We start from the raw sequence: 16,001 nt of genomic DNA on the forward strand, positions 1-16,001 counted from the left end.
GCGCCCTGCCCCATCACGGAGGCAAGTGCGTAAGTGGCAAGACGTGCGGGAAGACCCAAGACCAAAGACCTGCCCTTGGGTTCGGTCCTCCTGGTCGAGGATGACGCGCTCATCGCGATGTCGATCGAGCAGGCGTTGCTCGATGGCGGAGCGAGTGCGGTGATGATTTGTAGCAGCACCGCTGATGCTATGACGGCCCTGCGCGATTCCCAGCCCGACGGGCTGGTGCTCGACGTTCACCTGTCCGACCGGGATGACGGGTGGGCCCTCGCCGAGCTCGTGAATTCGGTCGGTCCGAATCCTCCCCGGATCGTCTTTTCGACCGGTGCGCCCCAGGATATACCGGCGGAAATCGCCGAACTTGGACCGGTCCTCGAGAAGCCCTACGATCCCGCTGACCTCATCGCTGCATTGCGGCAACCACCGCGACCCGGTCTATTGGCCAGGTTAAGAAAAGCGCTGGCCTGAGATGGAGGCGAAGGTTTGCGGATGGACCTCACCGGGTCTTTTCCGTTAGCGCATGAAGGCCGAACATGAGCATTGCACGACGACAGCCTCGCTGATGAGTCACCCCGCCTTGATCGTAGCAAGGAACCGGTATGCGATATTTTTTCAATCTAGCCGGGGCGGTGCAAGATCCGGATAACGTCGGCGTTGAACTCGAAAGCCTGTCCGACGCTCGGATCGAAGCTGTCCGGTTCGCAGGAAGATACCTCCGCGACAGGCCCGAGGTGGTCTGGCTGGGCGACGAGTTCCGTATCGAGGTAATGAACGCGTCAGGGCTGATCCTGTTCACCTTCATCGCGATCGGCGTGGACGCCCCCGCCGGAATGCGCGCGAAATAACGCGCAGCAGCTGTCCACCAGATAGGTCATCTTTCTAAATCAAAAAAAAGGCCTCCGCTCGTCTGAGCGGAGGCCCTTCGGGATCGTATCACCAGCCGCTTGGACGGGAGGGGGGGTCTCGGCGGTGACAAGGATAAAATGCCCCACCCCAAACGGCGTTCCCGCCTGCCGAAAAAAATCTGCGGTGCAGTCGCTTTTTTCGCACCGACCACTGATTTTGCGACAAATTCCCCGCAAGGCCGCCCCAGCTTCGGGGCCTGTCCGCCCAGCGCGCTGTTGTAGTTGCACCAGAAAAGAGCGCCGCCTTGGCAACCGTTTCGGTCGTTCGCGGAGGAGGCCGCTTGCCAAACGGCCAACGGAACCATAGCGAGGCGCCCGCGTTGAAAGGCGCGACACTTACGGGAAGGGAATTCATGTCGCTCGGGGATCAGGTCGCCGCCAATTTGCCATACCTGCGCCGTTATGCGCGGGCACTCACAGGATCGCAGCACACCGGCGACGCGTTCGTCCGCGCAACGCTCGAGGCTGCCCTCGCCGATGACGAGCTGAAGGCTTCGCTCTCCGGCGGGCGGGTTCCTCTCTACAAGGCGTTCAACAAGGTCTGGTCGAGCGCCTACCTTGAAGTCGATGGCGACGGCAATGAGGACGAGGCGGGGCACGAACGCGCGGCCGCCGACCGGCTTCGCACAATCACTCCGCTCAATCGCCAGGCACTTCTGCTGACCACGCTGGAGGACTTCTCGATTCCCGAGGCAGCCGAGATCATGGACATGAACGCGGCGGACATCGAGCAGATGGTGAAGGAAGCGGTCGAGGAGATCGACCGGGAATCCGCCACCAGCGTGCTCATCATCGAGGACGAGCCTCTGATTTCCATGCAGCTTGAAGACCTCGTCCGGTCGCTCGGCCATGAAATTTGCGGAACCGCCGCCACCCGTACGCAGGCCCAGGAAGTCGTCGCCGAGCGCACGCCCGGCCTGGTTCTCGCGGATATCCAACTGGCGGATGGCTCTTCGGGGCTGGACGCGGTGGACGACATCCTCGCGATCGACAGCGTGCCGGTGATCTTCATCACCGCGTATCCCGAGCGCCTTCTTACTGGCGACCGTCCGGAGCCGACCTACCTGGTGACCAAGCCGTTCCAGGAATCGACGGTACGCGCCGCGATCAGCCAGGCTCTGTTCTTCGGATCGAGCCGCCCGCTCGGCTGACTTCCGGTACCGGCGACAAGCCCCGCGATTTTCACTTCCGGCGCGCGCCCTCTCTACTTTGTGAGGGTCGCGCGCTGGCGCGTGCGGATTTCGAATTCGCTGCGTAGCCGGACCGGAACCAGCAGGGTGCAGGACACACCGCCGGGAAGAAACTGCAGGTCGACCGGGTGCCGCAGTTCGTGAGCCACGATTTTCTCGATCAGGTCGGTGCCGAATCCGCGAGGCCGCTCGGCCGCGACCGGCGGACCGCCGGTTTCCACCCAGCGAACGCTCGCCAGATCCTCCCGGTCGAGCGCCCAAGTCACGCGAACCCTTCCTTCGGGGACGGAGAGGGCTCCGTACTTGGCTGCATTGGTCGCCAGTTCATGGATAGCCAGCCCGAGCGACAATGCATCGTTAGGCGCAAGCTCGACCGGAGGGCCGCCGAGTTCCAGCGACCCTTCGGCACGGGCGTAGGGCGCCAGTTCCGCCTCGACCACCGAGCGGATGGCAGTGGTGCCCCAATCAGACTGGGTGAGGAGGTCATGCGTTGCCGATAGAGCGCGGATGCGACCGTCGAGACCTTCGGCGAACTCGTCCAGGTTGGTGGCCCTTCGCCTGGTCAGACTGACGATCGACAGGACATTCGCGAGCGTGTTCTTGACGCGGTGATTGAGCTCGCGAGTCAGCGTGTCACGAATGGAGTTCTGCTCCTGCAGCCATTCCAGGGAGGCCTGGTCCTCGATCGCTTGCTGGGTGAGCAACCGCGCCACCACCATCAGCAGGCTCGCGACGAGAAGACCGAACAGCAAGGTGAGCATCGACAGCATCGAGAGCGAGCCCCCTCGGCTCGACTCGACTTCAAGAACCATCGGACGGTTGGCGATCATCACCTCCCTTTGAGCGGTGCGACCGGTTCTTTCCGTCGGCGGAATCTCTGCCAGGAGGCGGCGGGGCCGGCTGGGACCGTCGTAAAGCCGGATCCCCGTATCACGCCGCGCCTCAAGCTGGAGTACCGAGGCGAGGAAATCGCCCGCGTTGAAGGGACTGTACAGGAAGCCCTTGAGCCGGCGCGCGTCCGTCACCTGGTCGAACACCGGCATATAAATCAGGAAACCCGGGTACGACTGTCCTCCCTCCTGTGCGAGCACGACCGGACCGCTGGCCGTGGGACGCGAAGTTCGCACGGCCTCATCCATCGCTGCCCTGCGGGTAGGCTCGGAATACATGTCATAGCCGAGTGCGCGCCGGTTGCGGGCCGTGTCGGGCAAGAGATACGTCACCGGCGTCAGCCTGGTGCGCGCACCATCGGGCAGCGGCCTGACCGGCTTGCTCCCCGGGACCTCCAGTTTCATCTGCCGTTCGAATTGGGCAATCTGGTCCGGCGAGATCGCCTGGGCCCAGCCGATGCCCTCCGCCCCCCGGTAATCGCTATCAAGCCGCAATTCGCTGACGAAGCGGCGAAACAGCGAGGGAGGAACGACCTGCATCGTCCCGAACAGGGCGGCTCCGGCCCGAAGGTAGGCCGACGATGTGTTGCCTCGACGCTCGAGTGCCGAAGCGATCGCCTGGACGCTTTCGTTCAGCCGCGCTTCCTCGCGCCGGCGCTCGCCGCGTTCGATGGCAAAGACGCTGAGTGCTGTGATCGCGGCGATCAGGAGGAATATCGCGATGGGCGCGGCCCGCGGATACGAGGCCAACCACCGCCGTGTGCGACGCGATCGGTTGTCCACTTTACCCACTGATCCGGCCCGCCCCACTCTCAGTCCCCGAACTACGCCGGTAGCATATGCGGCGTGTGCACGATGGAACAAAGGCGCTATCGCTTCGTTCCCCAATCTCTACAACCGCGAAATCGGCGGGCGCTTGGCGTTCGCCGTTTGCCTGCGTTTAGGGTGGGGGACGGATTTTTTGGCCGGGACGGAAAAAGACTTGGAACAGCGAGATGCGAAGGGCGAACGCGCCCAGGACGGCAAGGACAAGGCATCGCCTCTCAAGCGAAAGGCCGACACTCCCGGCTGGACCTCCGGGCTGCGCCAAATCTACGATTCGGTATTGGACGAATCCCTTCCGCCCGAAATCCAGGACCTTCTTTCCAAGCTGGACCGCGACAGCTGATGTCGCAAGAGCCACGGACGGCCTCGGAAAAGGCCGACTTCAAGCGCGAACTGACCGGAGTTGTGCCGCACCTGCGCGCGTTCGCACGCGGCCTGTGCGGCCGCCCCGACATGGCGGACGACCTGGTGCAGGAAACCCTGCTCAAGGCCTGGGCGGCGCAGGACCGGTTCGAACCGGGCACCAGCATGCGCGCGTGGACCTTCGTGATCCTGCGCAACGCCTATCTCACCGATATGCGGCGAAACCGGTTTCGCGGGGACTACGATGAAGGCGTGGCAGAGCGTATCCTGACCGCGCCTGCGGGACAGGAAGAACCCATCCACCTGTCCGACATGCGGCGCGCTCTCCTCACCCTTCCGCCCGAGCGGCGCGAGGCGCTGCTGCTGGTCGGTGCCGGCGGGTTTTCGTACGAGGAAGCAGCCACCATCTGCGGATGCGCGGTGGGTACCATCAAGAGCCGGGTGGGGCGCGCCAGGGCAACCCTCACCGCCATGCTGGACGAAGGCGACATCCCGCAGCGCGCGATCGACGATGTAAACGCGCACCGCGCGTTGCTTGAAGAGCTCGACAAGGTTGCCGGCGGCGACGGCGTCAGCGAACCGACGCGCTGACGCCGCTCCAGAGGGGGATGCTTGCTTGCTGCGCCGGCTGATTGCACAAACGGCTGGCGATGGTGGAGGACGTTGAGGGGTCATGACAGAGGCGCCAACCGCCGGGACCGAGGAGCCGCGGCTGGTTGCGAAGCCGCGCGGGCGGACCGCGCGCATGACCTTCGCAGCGCAGGAACTGCGGCTTATTTCCGCGCTGGTGGTAATCCTCGGCCTTGGCCTTTTCCTCGCACTGCCTTTCGTGCTGTCGATCGGGTCGGTGGTGTTCCTGCCGCTGGTGACGGCGCTGATCCTCACCATCGTGCTCTCGCCGCTGGCCGACAAACTGGCGGGCTGGGGCCTGCCAAATGTGCTGGCCTCGCTGATCGCCCTGCTCGTGTTGCTGGCGGCGCTGGTGCTGGCGGGACTGCTGATCCTGCAGCCCGCGATAGTCCTGTTCGAGACTTTGCCCGCCATCGTCGACCAGATCGGCCAGCGTTTCACCGAACTTCGTGACCAGTTCGCCTGGGTCACCGCCGCGAGCAAGCGCCTGTCCGAGCTGACTGGCCACTCGGGTAACGAAGTGGTGGTCGCCAGCCCCTCGGTGCTCGAGCAGTTCGCTTATGCGACTCCCAGCGTCATACTGGAGACGCTGCTCACCTTCCTCATGACCTTCTTCATGGTCGAGGCCCGCGTCAGGATGCGGCGGCGGCTGCTGCTGGAAAGAACGGACCTTGGGGCGAGCCTTAAAGCGGCGCGGGTAATCAGGGATGTGCAGGACCGCGTCGCCGCCTACATCCTCACCGTCACCTGGATCAACGCTGGCGTGGGGATCATCGTCGGCCTTGCGGCGTGGGCGTTCGGCCTGGACGCGCCGGTCATGTGGGGTGGCCTGGCCGCGATCCTCAATTTCCTGCCCTATATCGGACCCCTGATAATGACGGCGATCCTGGCTCTCTACGGGGTCGGGACGGCGGAAACGGCATTCGTCGGGATCATCCCGGCCGCGGCGTACCTGAGTCTGCACGCAGTGGAATCGAACGCCATCACGCCGTCGATCCTGGGGGCCCGGTTCACAATGAACCCGGTCCTGATCCTGATCGCGCTGTCCTATTTCTCGTGGATCTGGGGAGTCTTCGGAGCGCTGCTGTCGGTGCCGATCCTGCTGACCCTGACGGCGTTTTTCGACCATGTCGGCCGGCCGAATCTGATCGGGTTCATCTTCGGCGAGCCACTGTTTCCTGAACAGCCGATCGAAAGCGCGGAAGAGGCGGAGCCGCCGCTGCCGGCCGTCGTGCGATAGCAAACGGCCCGCCACCTTCCGGTAGCGGGCCGCGAAGGAAGCTCGGCGCTCTGTAAGCTCAGCTCGGGTACTTCCAGGTGCTTCCGCGAACGAGGTTCTCGGCCGCAAACGCCCAGTTGAGCTTGCCGTCGACAACCGCATCGAGATAGCGCGGTCGCAGGTTCTGGTGATCGAGGTAGTAGGCGTGCTCCCACAGGTCGATCACCAGCAGGGGATTGCAGTCCTGATCCGCCATCGTGTCGCCATCGTGAGTCTCGGCAATCTCCAGCTTGCCGCCCCGCTCGACCAGCCACACCCAGCCGTTGGAGAAGTGGCCCACGCCGCGTTCCTTCAACTGCGTGGCGAGCGCTTCGGATGAGCCGAAGGAATCGTTGATCATGCTCTGCAGCTCTTCGGACGGAGTGCCCGAGGAAGGACACAGCGAATTCCAGTAGAAGCCGTGGTTCCAGCTCTGGGCCGAATTGTTGAACAGGCCCTGGTTGCTGCCACGTGCGCTCCTGATGACGTCTTCCAGGGGACCGTTCTCGAGGTCAGTGCCGGCGACGGCTGCGTTCGTCTTGTCCACGTATGCCTTGTGATGCTTGCCGTGGTGGAAGCTCAGCGTCTCGGCACTGATGGCCGGATCGAGCGCGGACGGTTCATAGGGTAGCGGAGTGACTTCGAAGGCCATGGTTGTCTCCCGTGGTCAGATGAAAATGAGGACGATCCCTCGTTACATGAATGCGCGGGAACCGCTAGGGTTGCGTCTTTCCTTCGCGCACCCGGTCAACCGCCGCGGCGAGCGCGGTGTCCATCGTGACGTTGCCAATCGTTCGCATGATGTCCGGCATCATCTCGACCGCCACCAGGAGAGCGAGCGGTTCGATCGGCACGCCCATCGCCAGCGCGATCGGCCCGATCGAGATCACGAAACTGATCGTGCCCGGCAGGCTCACCGAGCCGACCGATATGACGAACGCCACCGCGACTCCCGCCATCAGCGCCGCCGGTGAAAGGGTGACGCCCGCCAGGTGAGCGACGTAAATGGCGACCGCCATGTTCATCGCGGGGCTCGTCGCGCGGAAGATCGCCACCGCCAGCGGGAGGACGAATTCGGCCGTCTCCTCGCGCAGGCCCATCCTCCGGGCACTCACGAGCATGGCTGGCAGACTGGCGAGCGAGCTTTGGGTCGACAGCGCCACTGCCTGGGCCGGCAGGAGCGCGCGGCCGAAACGCAGCGGGGAAATGCCACCCACCAGCCAGGCGAGCAGGTATCCGCCGATCATCAGCGTCGTGCCCACCGCCACCACGATGAGGATGTAGTGCCCCAAAGTCGCGAAGGCTGCCCCGCCGCTTGCCGCGCCCACGCCCATCGCCAACGCGAACACGCCAAGCGGGGCGATCCACAGGACCCAGCCGATGATCAGCAGCATTGCGTTGGCAAGCGCACGGAAAACTCCGATCAGCAGTTCACGCTGCTCGCCCGGAAGCCGTACCGCTGCCAGGGCGAAAGCCGCGAAGAACAATGTCAGCGGCAGCATCGCGGTCTCGGCCGCTGCAGCGACGATGTTCGGCGCGACGAGTGACTGGATGAATGCGCCGAGTTCCGGCACGTCCTGAGGCGCCCCGTTCGCCGAAAGAACCGCCGCGGCCTTGGCCGGAGGAGGAAACAGGTCGAGGAGCACCGGCGTCAGCAACGCGGCGACGATGCCCGACAGGAACAGCACCAGTATGACCCAGAACAGCATCCGGCGCGCGGCGGCGCCCGCCCTCGCCGCGATGGCCATTTGTGAAATGCCGAGGACGAGCAGGCCTGCTACCAACGGTACGATCGTCACCTGCAGGGCCCGCAGCCACAGCGTGCCGACCGGCGCGGCGACAGCCAGTACGGTGTCAGACGCCCCGGTCTGAGCCACTAGCAGGCCAGCGGTAAGGCCTGCAAGGAGGCCGGCCAGCGTCCATCCTGCGGGGATGCGTACTGTGACCAGCTGCCGCCCGCCGGACGGTGCCGGTGTTTCCGCTGTTTCTCTCATCATCGTCAGTAGATAGCGGGTTTGCCTGTCCGCACCAGCGCATCATTTCGTGACATCTCCCACTATGCGGGCCAAAGCGCGGGAGATCACAAATCACGCAGGTCGGCACGTTTCATGGCACGCAAATTCTTCGGCACCGACGGGATCAGGGGACGCACCAATGCAGGCGTCATGACGGCCGCGACCGCCATGAAGGTTGGCCAGGCGGCAGGATGTCATTTCCTTCGCGGGGACCACCGGCACCGCGTCGTCATCGGCAAGGACACCCGGCTGTCCGGCTACATGATGGAGAGCGCGCTCGTCGCCGGGTTCACGAGCGTGGGCATGGACGTGATCATGACCGGCCCCCTGCCCACTCCGGCGATCGCCTTGCTCACGCGGGAGATGCGCGCAGACCTGGGGGTGATGATCAGCGCCAGCCACAATCCCTACGAGGACAACGGCATCAAGCTGTTCGGCCCGGACGGCTTCAAGCTGTCCGATGCCGACGAGCTGGAGATCGAAGCATTGCTGGAGGCCGAACCGCAACTCGCGTCGTCGGAGTACATCGGCCGGGCCCGCAGGATCGAGGACGCTCGTGGTCGATACATCCATGCGGTCAAGCAGTCGGTGGCGAGCGACATCCGCTTCGACGGACTGAAGATCGTGGTCGATTGCGCCAACGGCGCCGCCTACCAGGTGGCCCCCAGCGCCATCTGGGAACTGGGCGCGGAAGTCGTCGCCATCGGGGTCAGTCCCGACGGGACCAATATCAACCGCGATGTGGGCTCCACTTCTCTTTCGGCCCTGCAGGCGAAGGTTGTCGAAGAAAGCGCGGACATCGGCATCGCGCTCGACGGCGATGCCGACCGGCTGATCGTGGTCGACGAGAAAGGCCGGGCGGTCGATGGCGACCAGCTCATGGCGCTGATCGCGCTCCGGATGCTCGACAAGGGATCGTTGAGGGGCGGCGGCGTGGTGGCTACCGTCATGTCGAACCTTGGCCTCGAGCGTCATCTCCAGGCTCATGGCCTGACCCTTGAGCGCACGAAGGTGGGCGACCGCTATGTGCTGGAGCACATGCGCGCCCGCGGTTTCAATGTTGGCGGGGAGCAATCCGGGCACATGATCCTGCTCGACTATGGCACCACGGGCGACGGCACCGTCGCCGCGCTCCGCGTCCTGGCGAGCCTCGTGCGGTCGGGCAAACGGGCGAGCGAGCTTCTGCGCCAGTTCGAGCCGGTGCCCCAGCTGCTCAAGAACGTGCGTTACGATGGACGCTCCCCGCTCGAGAATACGGCGGTAAAGGCAGCCATTGCCGATGCAGAAGCCGAGCTTGCCGGTCGCGGCCGCCTCGTGATCCGTCCTTCCGGCACCGAACCCCTCATCCGGGTGATGGCCGAAGGGGACGATGCGGGTCAGGTGGAACGGGTCGTCGAGGGCATCTGCGCTGCGGTGAGGGCGGCGGCCTGATGCTGGAGATGCGGCCAGACTGCGAGCGGTGCGGGGCGGACCTCCCCGCCGAAACGCCGGGCGCTTTCATTTGCAGCATGGAGTGCACGTTCTGTGCGACGTGCAGCGAAGAGATGGACGACCGCTGCCCTAACTGCGGCGGCGAACTGATGGACCGGCCGACCAGGGCAAGGAAGCTTCAGGCGAAGTACCCCGCTTCGACGGAGCGGAAGTTCAAGGGGTGACCGCCTCGCCTCCTCGCGTGCTGTCGATAGCCGGGTCCGACAGTTCGGGCGGCGCCGGCATTCAGGCCGACATCAAGACGATTGCGATGCTTGGCGGGTACGCGATGACCGCCATCACCGCCATCACCGCGCAGAACACCCGCGGAGTTCAGGCGGTCGAGGCGATGGAGGCCGGTATCGTGGCCGCCCAGATCGATTCGTGCCTGTCGGACATCGGCGCAGACGCGATGAAGATCGGCATGCTCGGCTCACCCGAAATCGCCACACTCGTCGCCGAACGACTCGACAGCTTCGCCGGCGCGATCGTGTTCGATCCCGTCATGGTCGCGACCAGCGGCGGCGTTCTGGCTGACGAAGCGACGATTGCCGGGTTTGCCCCGCTGATGAAGATCGCCACCCTGGTGACGCCCAACCTCCCCGAGCTTGCAGCGCTTACCGCGATGCCGCTGGACGATCACGAATCGATCGCCGCGGCCGCGCTCAATCTGGCAAGGGAACACGATTGCGCGGTGCTGGCCAAGGGCGGCCATGCCGAGGGCGACCGCGTCCTCGACACGCTGGTGTTTCCCGACGGCGATTTCGCCAACTTCGGCGACCCGCGCATCGACACACGCCATACGCACGGCACCGGTTGTACCCTGTCGTCGGCGATAGCCACCCTGCTGGCGCACGGCCAGCCGCTCACTCACGCGGTCCGGCTCGCCCGGCGGTTCGTGCGCGCCGCCATCCGCCAGGCACCGGGTTTCGGCGAAGGCGCCGGCCCACTAGGCCACCAGGCGGTTCGCCAAGACTAGTCCTTGATGTCGTAGAACGCGGAGATGTGCCCCCAGGCTTCCTCCGCAGTCTCGCACCAGCGGAACAGGTCGAGATCGGCCTTCGAGATCGTCCCTTCTTCGGCGATTGCTTCCCAGTTGATCACCCGGCTCCAGAAATCCTTCCCGAAGAGCAGGATCGGCATCGGCTTCATCTTGCCGGTCTGGATCAGTGTCAGCAGCTCGAAGAACTCATCGAATGTGCCGAACCCGCCAGGGAACACCGCCACCGCCTTGGCGCGCAGGAGGAAGTGCATCTTGCGCAGCGCGAAATAGTGGAACTGAAACGACAGGTGCGGGGTGACGTACTGGTTGGGTGCCTGCTCGTGCGGCAAGACGATGTTGAGGCCGATCGATTCGGCGCCCGCGTCATGCGCGCCCTTGTTCGCGGCCTCCATGATCGAAGGCCCCCCGCCCGAGCAGATCACGAACTGGCGCTTGCCGTCCTCGACGATCGCCTTGCTGCTGGCGATCCGGGCAAGCTCATAGGCCTCGTCGTAATACTTCGCCTTGGCGGCCAGCCGCTCCGCCACCACGCGGTTTTCCGGCGCGGCATTCTTGAGCAGGGTCTCGGCATGGTCGGGCGAAGGGATCCGCGCCGAACCGTACATGACCAGGGTCGAACCGACCTCCGCCTCGTCGAGAAGCATTTCGGGTTTCAGCAGCTCGAGCTGGAAGCGGACGGGGCGCAGCTCCTCGCGCAGCAGGAAGTCGATGTCGCGAAACGCCAGCTTGTACGCCGGGTCGCGGGTCTGAGGGGTGTCGGGCGTCGCCTTGTCGGAAAAGGCGGCTTCCTGTTCGGCAGGGTAAAACTTGCGACGCTTGAGGTCGCGCTCTTCTTTCTCGGTCATTGCGCCGCCGATAGGCGCGGCGCTGCGGGTGCACAATGGGCGCCTTAAAGCAGGCGCCATTCCCCGGGCGCCAGGCCTGCCAGGTTCCACTCGCCAATACTCCATCGCACGAGCCGCAGGGTGGGAAAGCCGATTGCAGCCGTCATCCTGCGCACTTGGCGATTGCGCCCCTCGGCAACGGTCAGGCGAAGCCAGCTGTCGGGAACGCTTTTTCGAAACCGTACCGGCGGATCGCGTGGCCACAGGTCGGGCGGGTCGATCCGGTCAGTCCGAGCAGGACGGGTGATCCCGTCATTCAGCATCACGCCGTCGCGCAGAGGCTGCAGCAAGCCATCATCCGGCTCGCCCTCCACCTGGACCAGATAGGTTTTCGGGGTCTTGAACCGCGGATCGGAGAGGCGCGCCTGCAAGCGACCGTCGTCCGTCAGCAGCAGCAGTCCCTCGCTGTCCCGGTCCAGACGTCCTGCAGGATAGAAACCGGCTTTGTCGATAAAGGCGGACAGCGTCGGGCGCGGCGTAGGGCTACGCGCATCGGTGAACTGCGAAAGGACCCCGAACGGCTTGTTGAACGCGATGAGCGCCATCGGCCGCTCCACTTGAAAGCTGGATGCCCCGCGAGGATTCGAACCTCGATTGACGGAGTCAGAGTCCGTAGTCTTACCTTTAGACGACGGGGCACCGGCGAGCGGGACACAGTCCGCCTCGCGAAGGGGGCGCACTTAGATTCGTGCGGAGCACAGGTCAAGGCTGTCGCAGGCGATCGCTTCCAGAAGCCGCTTCGGCCCGCTTGCCGATATCCGCGCGCACCGCTAGCATCCCCTCAGGTCCCCGTGATCTGGCGCATAGGACGCCCGCGGGAGGAATAGAAAGTATCGAATATGGCGGCTTTTTCACCGCCGGACAAAGCAGGAAGGACGCGGCAAAGGACAGGCGGCAACAGGGGCGGACCGTCCGGCAAGGTAGCCGATTTCCGCTACAAGCGCCCCTCGTCTTCCGAACCGCGAAAGACGGACGCGTCGCAGGTGGCGCGCGCAATATCCGCGCAAGGCGCGCCCGAAGTGCGCCGGCAAGCCTATGCCGCGCTTGACCTTGGCACTAACAATTGCCGCCTTCTGATCGCTCGCCCTTCGGGTGAAAACTTCACGGTGATCGACGCCTTCAGCCGCGTCGTCCGGCTCGGCGAGGGTCTCGCCGGGAGTGGCCGCCTGAGCGACGAGGCGATGGACCGCGCGCTGGCTGCGCTGCATGTCTGCGCCGACAAGCTGCGCCGGCGCAACGTATCGCTGGCACGCTCGGTGGCGACAGAGGCGTGCCGCCGCGCCGTGAACGGGGGCGAATTCATCGAGCGGGTGCGCGAGGAAACCGGCATCGCGCTTGATATCATAACTGCGCAGGAAGAAGCCCGCCTCGCGGTGCTCGGATGCCATGTTCTCCTCGAGCAGGGCCATGGTCCGGCGGTGATCTTCGATATCGGCGGCGGTTCGACCGAGCTCGTCCTTATCGAGCCGGGAGAGCGCGTGCCGCGGATCGTCGATTGGGCCAGCGTTCCGTGGGGTGTCGTCTCGCTCAACGATACCGTCGCTTCGGCAGGCGACAGCAACGCGGAATTGCTGGACCGCTACGCGCGCATGCGGATGCTGGTGTCCGACAGTTTCGCTCCTTTCGCGGCGCGCGTCGCCGAAGCCGCCAAGGCCCATGACATCCGCCTGCTCGGAACCAGCGGCACAGTGACCACGCTGGCGAGCCTGCACCTCGAACTGCCGCAGTACGACCGCCGTGCGGTTGACGGGCTCATCGTGCCCTCGGTGGCGATGCGCGATATAAGCCAGCGCCTGTCTGGAATGGCGATGCAGGAGCGCCGCACGCTGCCGTGCATCGGTCCCGACCGGGCAGAGCTGGTGGTCGCAGGATGCGCGATCCTCGAATCGATCCTGGACATCTGGCCCGCGGACAAGCTCGGCGTGGCCGACCGTGGTATCCGCGAAGGAATCCTGCGCGGACTGATGGCAGGAACGCCGGCGCCAGGGGCGACCCTCCTGTGACCCGAGGCGGAGGCGATACGAGCAAGCGCGTGAAGACAGCGCGGGGACGGACGGCTTCATCCAACCGCTGGTTGTCGCGCCAGCTAAACGACCCCTACGTCCGGCAGGCCAAGGCCGAAGGTTATCGCAGCCGTGCGGCGTACAAGCTGATCGAGCTCGACGAGAAATTCTCGATACTCCGGAACGCACGACGGGTCATCGACCTCGGCATCGCACCGGGTGGCTGGAGCCAGGTGGTTCGCAAGCTGCGACCCAAGGCGAGCGTGGTGGGAATCGATCTGCTCGAAGTCGAGCCGCTGGAAGGAGTTACGATCCTTCAGATGGACTTCATGGCCGACGAAGCACCGTCCGCACTGGCAGAAGCGCTGGGCGGAAAGGCAGACCTCGTGCTCTCCGACATGGCGGCCAATACCGTGGGTCACAAGCAGACCGATCACCTGCGCACGATGGGCCTCGTGGAGGCAGCGGCATGGTTCGCGATCGAAAACCTGGAGCCCGGCGGCACCTTCGTCGCAAAGGTGCTGGCCGGTGGAACCGACGCCGAGCTGCTTACGCTGCTGAAGAAGCATTTCCGCACGGTGAAGCATGCAAAACCGCCCGCCAGCCGCAAGGGATCGAGCGAGTGGTACGTGATTGCCCAGGGCTTCAAGGCGCCCTGACCTGACCTGACCTGACCTGACCTGACTTGCGCCGCCGCCGCCGCCGCCGTGGGAGCGGGGCTGACGCGCAATCGGAGGAAATGCCTAGCGGTCGCCCTTGTTGGTGTTCGCCGGGCCATCGGCCGCAGGAGCCGCCACCGCTCCGGCCGCCTCGGGACCGGGCTTCTCGGCCGGACCCGCCGTTGCGGTGGGATCGCCGGCCGCAGCGCCTTCAGCAGCAGCGGCAGCGTCGTCGGCCGGAGCCGCGGCTTCCGGCTTCGGCAGCTCGGGCCCGCCACCCTGCTGCTTCAGGTACAGGATGATGTTGGCGCGATCCTGACCGTTGGAAAGGCCCGCGAAGCTCATCTTGGTCCCGGGGGCGAAAGCCTTGGGGCTCTTGAGCCATTCGTCGAGGTTCTCGTACGTCCAGTTACCGCCATGGCCCGACAGCGCGCTTGAGAAAGCGTAGCCCGCTTTGCCCTTGCCGATCGGCTCCCCGACGGTGGCCCAAAGGTTCGGACCCTGCTTCACGCCGCCGCCCTGATCGAACGTATGGCAGGTGCCGCAACGCCCCTGCGCGGCCTTTTCGCCGGCAGCGACATCGCCGGTCGCGAGCAGTTCGGCCAGGCTCGGGCCTGCTTCTGCCGCGCCTTCCTCGGCGACGCCCTCGATCGGATAGCCCATTTCGTGCGGGCGATGCGGCTTGTCGGCCTGGAAATACTTCGCGCTCACGCTGGACAGGCCGAGCGCGACGATGCCTGAGAAAAGGACCCAGCCGGCGGCAGTGTTGAAACGATCGTCCATGCGTGCAGTATTCCGCGAGTAAGTGTTTGCGAGGCGGCTTTGCGCCGCGCTCTAGTCAGGCCGCCGCGCCCGCGCAAGGGGTCGCATGCGGGCGATCCGCTTGCCGTGCAAAAGCGGGGAAGCTAGGCGCGGCCCACGATGGACAGCTTTCCCGCTCCAGCCCGGACGATGGTCGAGGCGATGCAGGCCGCCGCTGCCGCCGATCCCGCGCGCGCGGTCGCCTTTTCGGGAGCGCCCGGGGCGAACTCCCATCGCGCGGCGCTGGAGATGGTCCCCGGTTGCCTGCCCCTGCCGTGCTTCTCGTTCGAAGACGCGATCGACGCGGTGAAAGCCGGCCGGGCCTGGGCTGCGGCAATCCCGGTGGAGAACAGCCAGCACGGGCGGGTTGCAGACATTCATTTCCTGCTGCCCGAGAGCGGTCTGCACATCGTGGCCGAACATTTCCTGCGCATAAACCACGCGCTGATGGCTACGGGCGAGGGTCCGTTCGAGGCTGCCTACAGCCACCCGCAAGCGCTTGGCCAGTCGCGCAAGTTTCTGCGGGAACGGGGAATCGTGCCCTTGAGCTATGCCGACACCGCGGGCGCCGCGGCCCATGTCGCCGAGCGCGCGGAGCCCCATATCGCCGCCATCGCGCCGCCGCAGGCGGCCGAGCTCTACGGCCTGAAGATCGTCGAAAACGACGTCGAGGACGCCGCCGACAACACCACGCGCTTCCTTTTGCTTGCGAATGAAGCGCTCGATCCGGCCATGTTCGGCGACCGAACACCGGCGATCACCACCTTCGTGTTCGAGGTGAAGAACATCCCTGCCGCGCTCTACAAGGCGCTCGGCGGATTCGCGACCAACGGGGTCAACATGACCAAGCTCGAAAGCTACCAGGCCGGGGCGAGCTTTTCGGCCACGATGTTCTATGCCGACATCATCGGCGCGCCCGGCCAGCCGGCGGTAGACCGCGCGCTGGAAGAGCTCGCCTTCCATTGCAAGGAATTGCGCATCCTCGGCACCTATCGCCAGGCGCGCCAGCGCGGCTAATCGGCGCGGGTGCAGCTTTCTGCTGCGCTCCCACCTGAGGACGCATGCTTCGGCCGGCGCGACGATGGCAAGTTCACGGGAGAAAACG

Annotated in this window: 18 protein-coding genes and 1 tRNA gene; 12 read left to right on the forward strand and 7 right to left on the reverse strand. The window is 65.2% G+C overall.

The window, feature by feature from the left end; genetic code table 11:
* Positions 1 to 75 precede the first annotated feature (75 nt).
* From IEW58_RS09775 to IEW58_RS09785, 3 genes are all read left to right on the forward strand, one after another.
* Complete coding sequence (locus IEW58_RS09775; protein WP_229658534.1) at positions 76 to 468, forward strand: response regulator; 393 nt, start codon at positions 76 to 78, stop codon at positions 466 to 468.
* A 131-nt stretch (positions 469 to 599) separates the two neighbouring features.
* Complete coding sequence (locus IEW58_RS09780; protein WP_188644943.1) at positions 600 to 845, forward strand: DUF6894 family protein; 246 nt, start codon at positions 600 to 602, stop codon at positions 843 to 845.
* Between the two features lie 413 nt (positions 846 to 1,258).
* Complete coding sequence (locus IEW58_RS09785) at positions 1,259 to 2,056, forward strand: response regulator (protein WP_188644944.1); 798 nt, start codon at positions 1,259 to 1,261, stop codon at positions 2,054 to 2,056.
* Positions 2,057 to 2,109: 53 nt separating this feature from the next.
* Here the strand turns inward: IEW58_RS09785 and IEW58_RS09790 are convergent, their stop codons facing one another.
* Positions 2,110 to 3,735, reverse strand: a complete 1,626-nt coding sequence (locus IEW58_RS09790) for a CHASE domain-containing protein (protein ID WP_188645846.1) — start codon at positions 3,733 to 3,735, stop codon at positions 2,110 to 2,112.
* On the opposite strand from IEW58_RS09790, the gene IEW58_RS14200 reads away from it, so the two are divergent.
* The 3 genes from IEW58_RS14200 to IEW58_RS09805 all read left to right on the forward strand — a co-directional run bounded on the left by IEW58_RS14200 (position 3,707) and on the right by IEW58_RS09805 (position 6,043).
* Positions 3,707 to 4,153 carry a NepR family anti-sigma factor gene (locus IEW58_RS14200; protein ID WP_188644945.1) on the forward strand — a complete coding sequence of 149 codons (447 nt, stop codon included), beginning with the start codon at positions 3,707 to 3,709 and terminating at the stop codon, positions 4,151 to 4,153. The genes IEW58_RS09790 and IEW58_RS14200 overlap by 29 nt on opposite strands.
* On the forward strand, positions 4,153 to 4,764 hold the full coding sequence (locus IEW58_RS09800; protein WP_188644946.1) for a sigma-70 family RNA polymerase sigma factor: 612 nt from the start codon (positions 4,153 to 4,155) through the stop codon (positions 4,762 to 4,764). The genes IEW58_RS14200 and IEW58_RS09800 overlap by 1 nt, the downstream gene beginning before the upstream one ends.
* Before the next feature lie 82 nt (positions 4,765 to 4,846).
* Entirely contained in the window at positions 4,847 to 6,043 is a 1,197-nt protein-coding gene (locus IEW58_RS09805; protein ID WP_188644947.1) for an AI-2E family transporter, read from the forward strand.
* A gap of 58 nt (positions 6,044 to 6,101) precedes the next feature.
* Here IEW58_RS09805 and IEW58_RS09810 read toward each other — a convergent pair whose 3' ends face one another.
* Together IEW58_RS09810 and IEW58_RS09815 are read right to left on the reverse strand one after the other, a co-directional pair.
* Positions 6,102 to 6,713, reverse strand: a complete 612-nt coding sequence (locus IEW58_RS09810) for a superoxide dismutase (protein ID WP_188644948.1) — start codon at positions 6,711 to 6,713, stop codon at positions 6,102 to 6,104.
* 64 nt (positions 6,714 to 6,777) lie between these two features.
* Positions 6,778 to 8,055 (reverse strand): dicarboxylate/amino acid:cation symporter, encoded by a 1,278-nt coding sequence (locus tag IEW58_RS09815; RefSeq protein WP_188644949.1) that lies wholly within the window; start codon positions 8,053 to 8,055, stop codon positions 6,778 to 6,780.
* Positions 8,056 to 8,169: 114 nt separating this feature from the next.
* On the opposite strand from IEW58_RS09815, the gene glmM reads away from it, so the two are divergent.
* Genes glmM through thiD form a run of 3 tightly spaced genes read left to right on the forward strand, consistent with a single transcriptional unit; the run spans position 8,170 to position 10,525 of the window.
* Positions 8,170 to 9,507 (forward strand): phosphoglucosamine mutase, encoded by a 1,338-nt coding sequence (gene glmM / locus IEW58_RS09820; protein ID WP_188644950.1) that lies wholly within the window; start codon positions 8,170 to 8,172, stop codon positions 9,505 to 9,507.
* Positions 9,507 to 9,731 carry a DUF1272 domain-containing protein gene (locus tag IEW58_RS09825; protein WP_188644951.1) on the forward strand — a complete coding sequence of 75 codons (225 nt, stop codon included), beginning with the start codon at positions 9,507 to 9,509 and terminating at the stop codon, positions 9,729 to 9,731. Before glmM ends, IEW58_RS09825 begins: the two co-directional genes overlap by 1 nt.
* Entirely contained in the window at positions 9,728 to 10,525 is a 798-nt protein-coding gene (gene thiD / locus IEW58_RS09830) for a bifunctional hydroxymethylpyrimidine kinase/phosphomethylpyrimidine kinase (RefSeq protein WP_188644952.1), read from the forward strand. Before IEW58_RS09825 ends, thiD begins: the two co-directional genes overlap by 4 nt.
* On the opposite strand, the gene IEW58_RS09835 is transcribed toward thiD, so the two are convergent.
* The 3 genes from IEW58_RS09835 to IEW58_RS09845 form a co-directional block, all read right to left on the reverse strand.
* Complete coding sequence (locus IEW58_RS09835; RefSeq protein WP_188644953.1) at positions 10,522 to 11,394, reverse strand: LOG family protein; 873 nt, start codon at positions 11,392 to 11,394, stop codon at positions 10,522 to 10,524. The two genes, thiD and IEW58_RS09835, sit on opposite strands and share 4 nt — an antisense overlap.
* 44 nt (positions 11,395 to 11,438) lie before the next feature.
* Positions 11,439 to 11,978, reverse strand: a complete 540-nt coding sequence (locus IEW58_RS09840) for a pseudouridine synthase (protein ID WP_188644954.1) — start codon at positions 11,976 to 11,978, stop codon at positions 11,439 to 11,441.
* 20 nt (positions 11,979 to 11,998) lie between these two features.
* Positions 11,999 to 12,072 (reverse strand) — tRNA-Gln (locus IEW58_RS09845).
* A 200-nt stretch (positions 12,073 to 12,272) separates the two neighbouring features.
* Between IEW58_RS09845 and IEW58_RS09850 the strand changes: the two genes are divergently transcribed.
* Both IEW58_RS09850 and IEW58_RS09855 read left to right on the forward strand, forming a co-directional pair.
* On the forward strand, positions 12,273 to 13,436 hold the full coding sequence (locus IEW58_RS09850; protein WP_188644955.1) for a Ppx/GppA phosphatase family protein: 1,164 nt from the start codon (positions 12,273 to 12,275) through the stop codon (positions 13,434 to 13,436).
* A complete protein-coding gene (locus IEW58_RS09855; protein WP_229658537.1) occupies positions 13,433 to 14,095 on the forward strand; it encodes an RlmE family RNA methyltransferase in 663 nt (220 codons plus the stop codon). Before IEW58_RS09850 ends, IEW58_RS09855 begins: the two co-directional genes overlap by 4 nt.
* Positions 14,096 to 14,179: 84 nt before the next feature.
* Here the strand turns inward: IEW58_RS09855 and IEW58_RS09860 are convergent, their stop codons facing one another.
* Positions 14,180 to 14,878, reverse strand: a complete 699-nt coding sequence (locus IEW58_RS09860; protein WP_188644956.1) for a c-type cytochrome — start codon at positions 14,876 to 14,878, stop codon at positions 14,180 to 14,182.
* A 138-nt stretch (positions 14,879 to 15,016) separates the two neighbouring features.
* Here IEW58_RS09860 and IEW58_RS09865 point away from each other — a divergent pair, with 138 nt between their 5' ends.
* The gene (locus IEW58_RS09865; RefSeq protein ID WP_188644957.1) at positions 15,017 to 15,913 is read left to right on the forward strand and encodes a prephenate dehydratase; all 897 of its coding nucleotides are present in this window, start codon (positions 15,017 to 15,019) and stop codon (positions 15,911 to 15,913) included.
* Positions 15,914 to 16,001 lie beyond the last annotated feature (88 nt).

The sequence above is a fragment of the Tsuneonella deserti genome (assembly GCF_014644315.1).
In the GTDB taxonomy this organism is placed as follows: domain Bacteria; phylum Pseudomonadota; class Alphaproteobacteria; order Sphingomonadales; family Sphingomonadaceae; genus Tsuneonella; species Tsuneonella deserti.

Excerpts from the sequence above, each read along its gene's own strand:
- IEW58_RS09840 (WP_188644954.1), bottom strand. The coding sequence starts at position 11,978 with ATGGCGCTCATCGCGTTCAACAAGCCGTTCGGGGTCCTTTCGCAGTTC.
- glmM (WP_188644950.1), top strand. The coding sequence starts at position 8,170 with ATGGCACGCAAATTCTTCGGCACCGACGGGATCAGGGGACGCACCAAT.
- IEW58_RS09785 (WP_188644944.1), top strand. The coding sequence starts at position 1,259 with ATGTCGCTCGGGGATCAGGTCGCCGCCAATTTGCCATACCTGCGCCGT.
- IEW58_RS09780 (WP_188644943.1), top strand. The coding sequence starts at position 600 with ATGCGATATTTTTTCAATCTAGCCGGGGCGGTGCAAGATCCGGATAAC.
- IEW58_RS09810 (WP_188644948.1), bottom strand. The coding sequence starts at position 6,713 with ATGGCCTTCGAAGTCACTCCGCTACCCTATGAACCGTCCGCGCTCGAT.
- IEW58_RS09800 (WP_188644946.1), top strand. The coding sequence starts at position 4,153 with ATGTCGCAAGAGCCACGGACGGCCTCGGAAAAGGCCGACTTCAAGCGC.
- IEW58_RS09850 (WP_188644955.1), top strand. The coding sequence starts at position 12,273 with ATGGCGGCTTTTTCACCGCCGGACAAAGCAGGAAGGACGCGGCAAAGG.
- IEW58_RS09865 (WP_188644957.1), top strand. The coding sequence starts at position 15,017 with ATGGACAGCTTTCCCGCTCCAGCCCGGACGATGGTCGAGGCGATGCAG.
- IEW58_RS09825 (WP_188644951.1), top strand. The coding sequence starts at position 9,507 with ATGCTGGAGATGCGGCCAGACTGCGAGCGGTGCGGGGCGGACCTCCCC.
- IEW58_RS14200 (WP_188644945.1), top strand. The coding sequence starts at position 3,707 with ATGGGCGCGGCCCGCGGATACGAGGCCAACCACCGCCGTGTGCGACGC.
- IEW58_RS09815 (WP_188644949.1), bottom strand. The coding sequence starts at position 8,055 with ATGAGAGAAACAGCGGAAACACCGGCACCGTCCGGCGGGCGGCAGCTG.
- IEW58_RS09805 (WP_188644947.1), top strand. The coding sequence starts at position 4,847 with ATGACAGAGGCGCCAACCGCCGGGACCGAGGAGCCGCGGCTGGTTGCG.
- IEW58_RS09835 (WP_188644953.1), bottom strand. The coding sequence starts at position 11,394 with ATGACCGAGAAAGAAGAGCGCGACCTCAAGCGTCGCAAGTTTTACCCT.
- IEW58_RS09860 (WP_188644956.1), bottom strand. The coding sequence starts at position 14,878 with ATGGACGATCGTTTCAACACTGCCGCCGGCTGGGTCCTTTTCTCAGGC.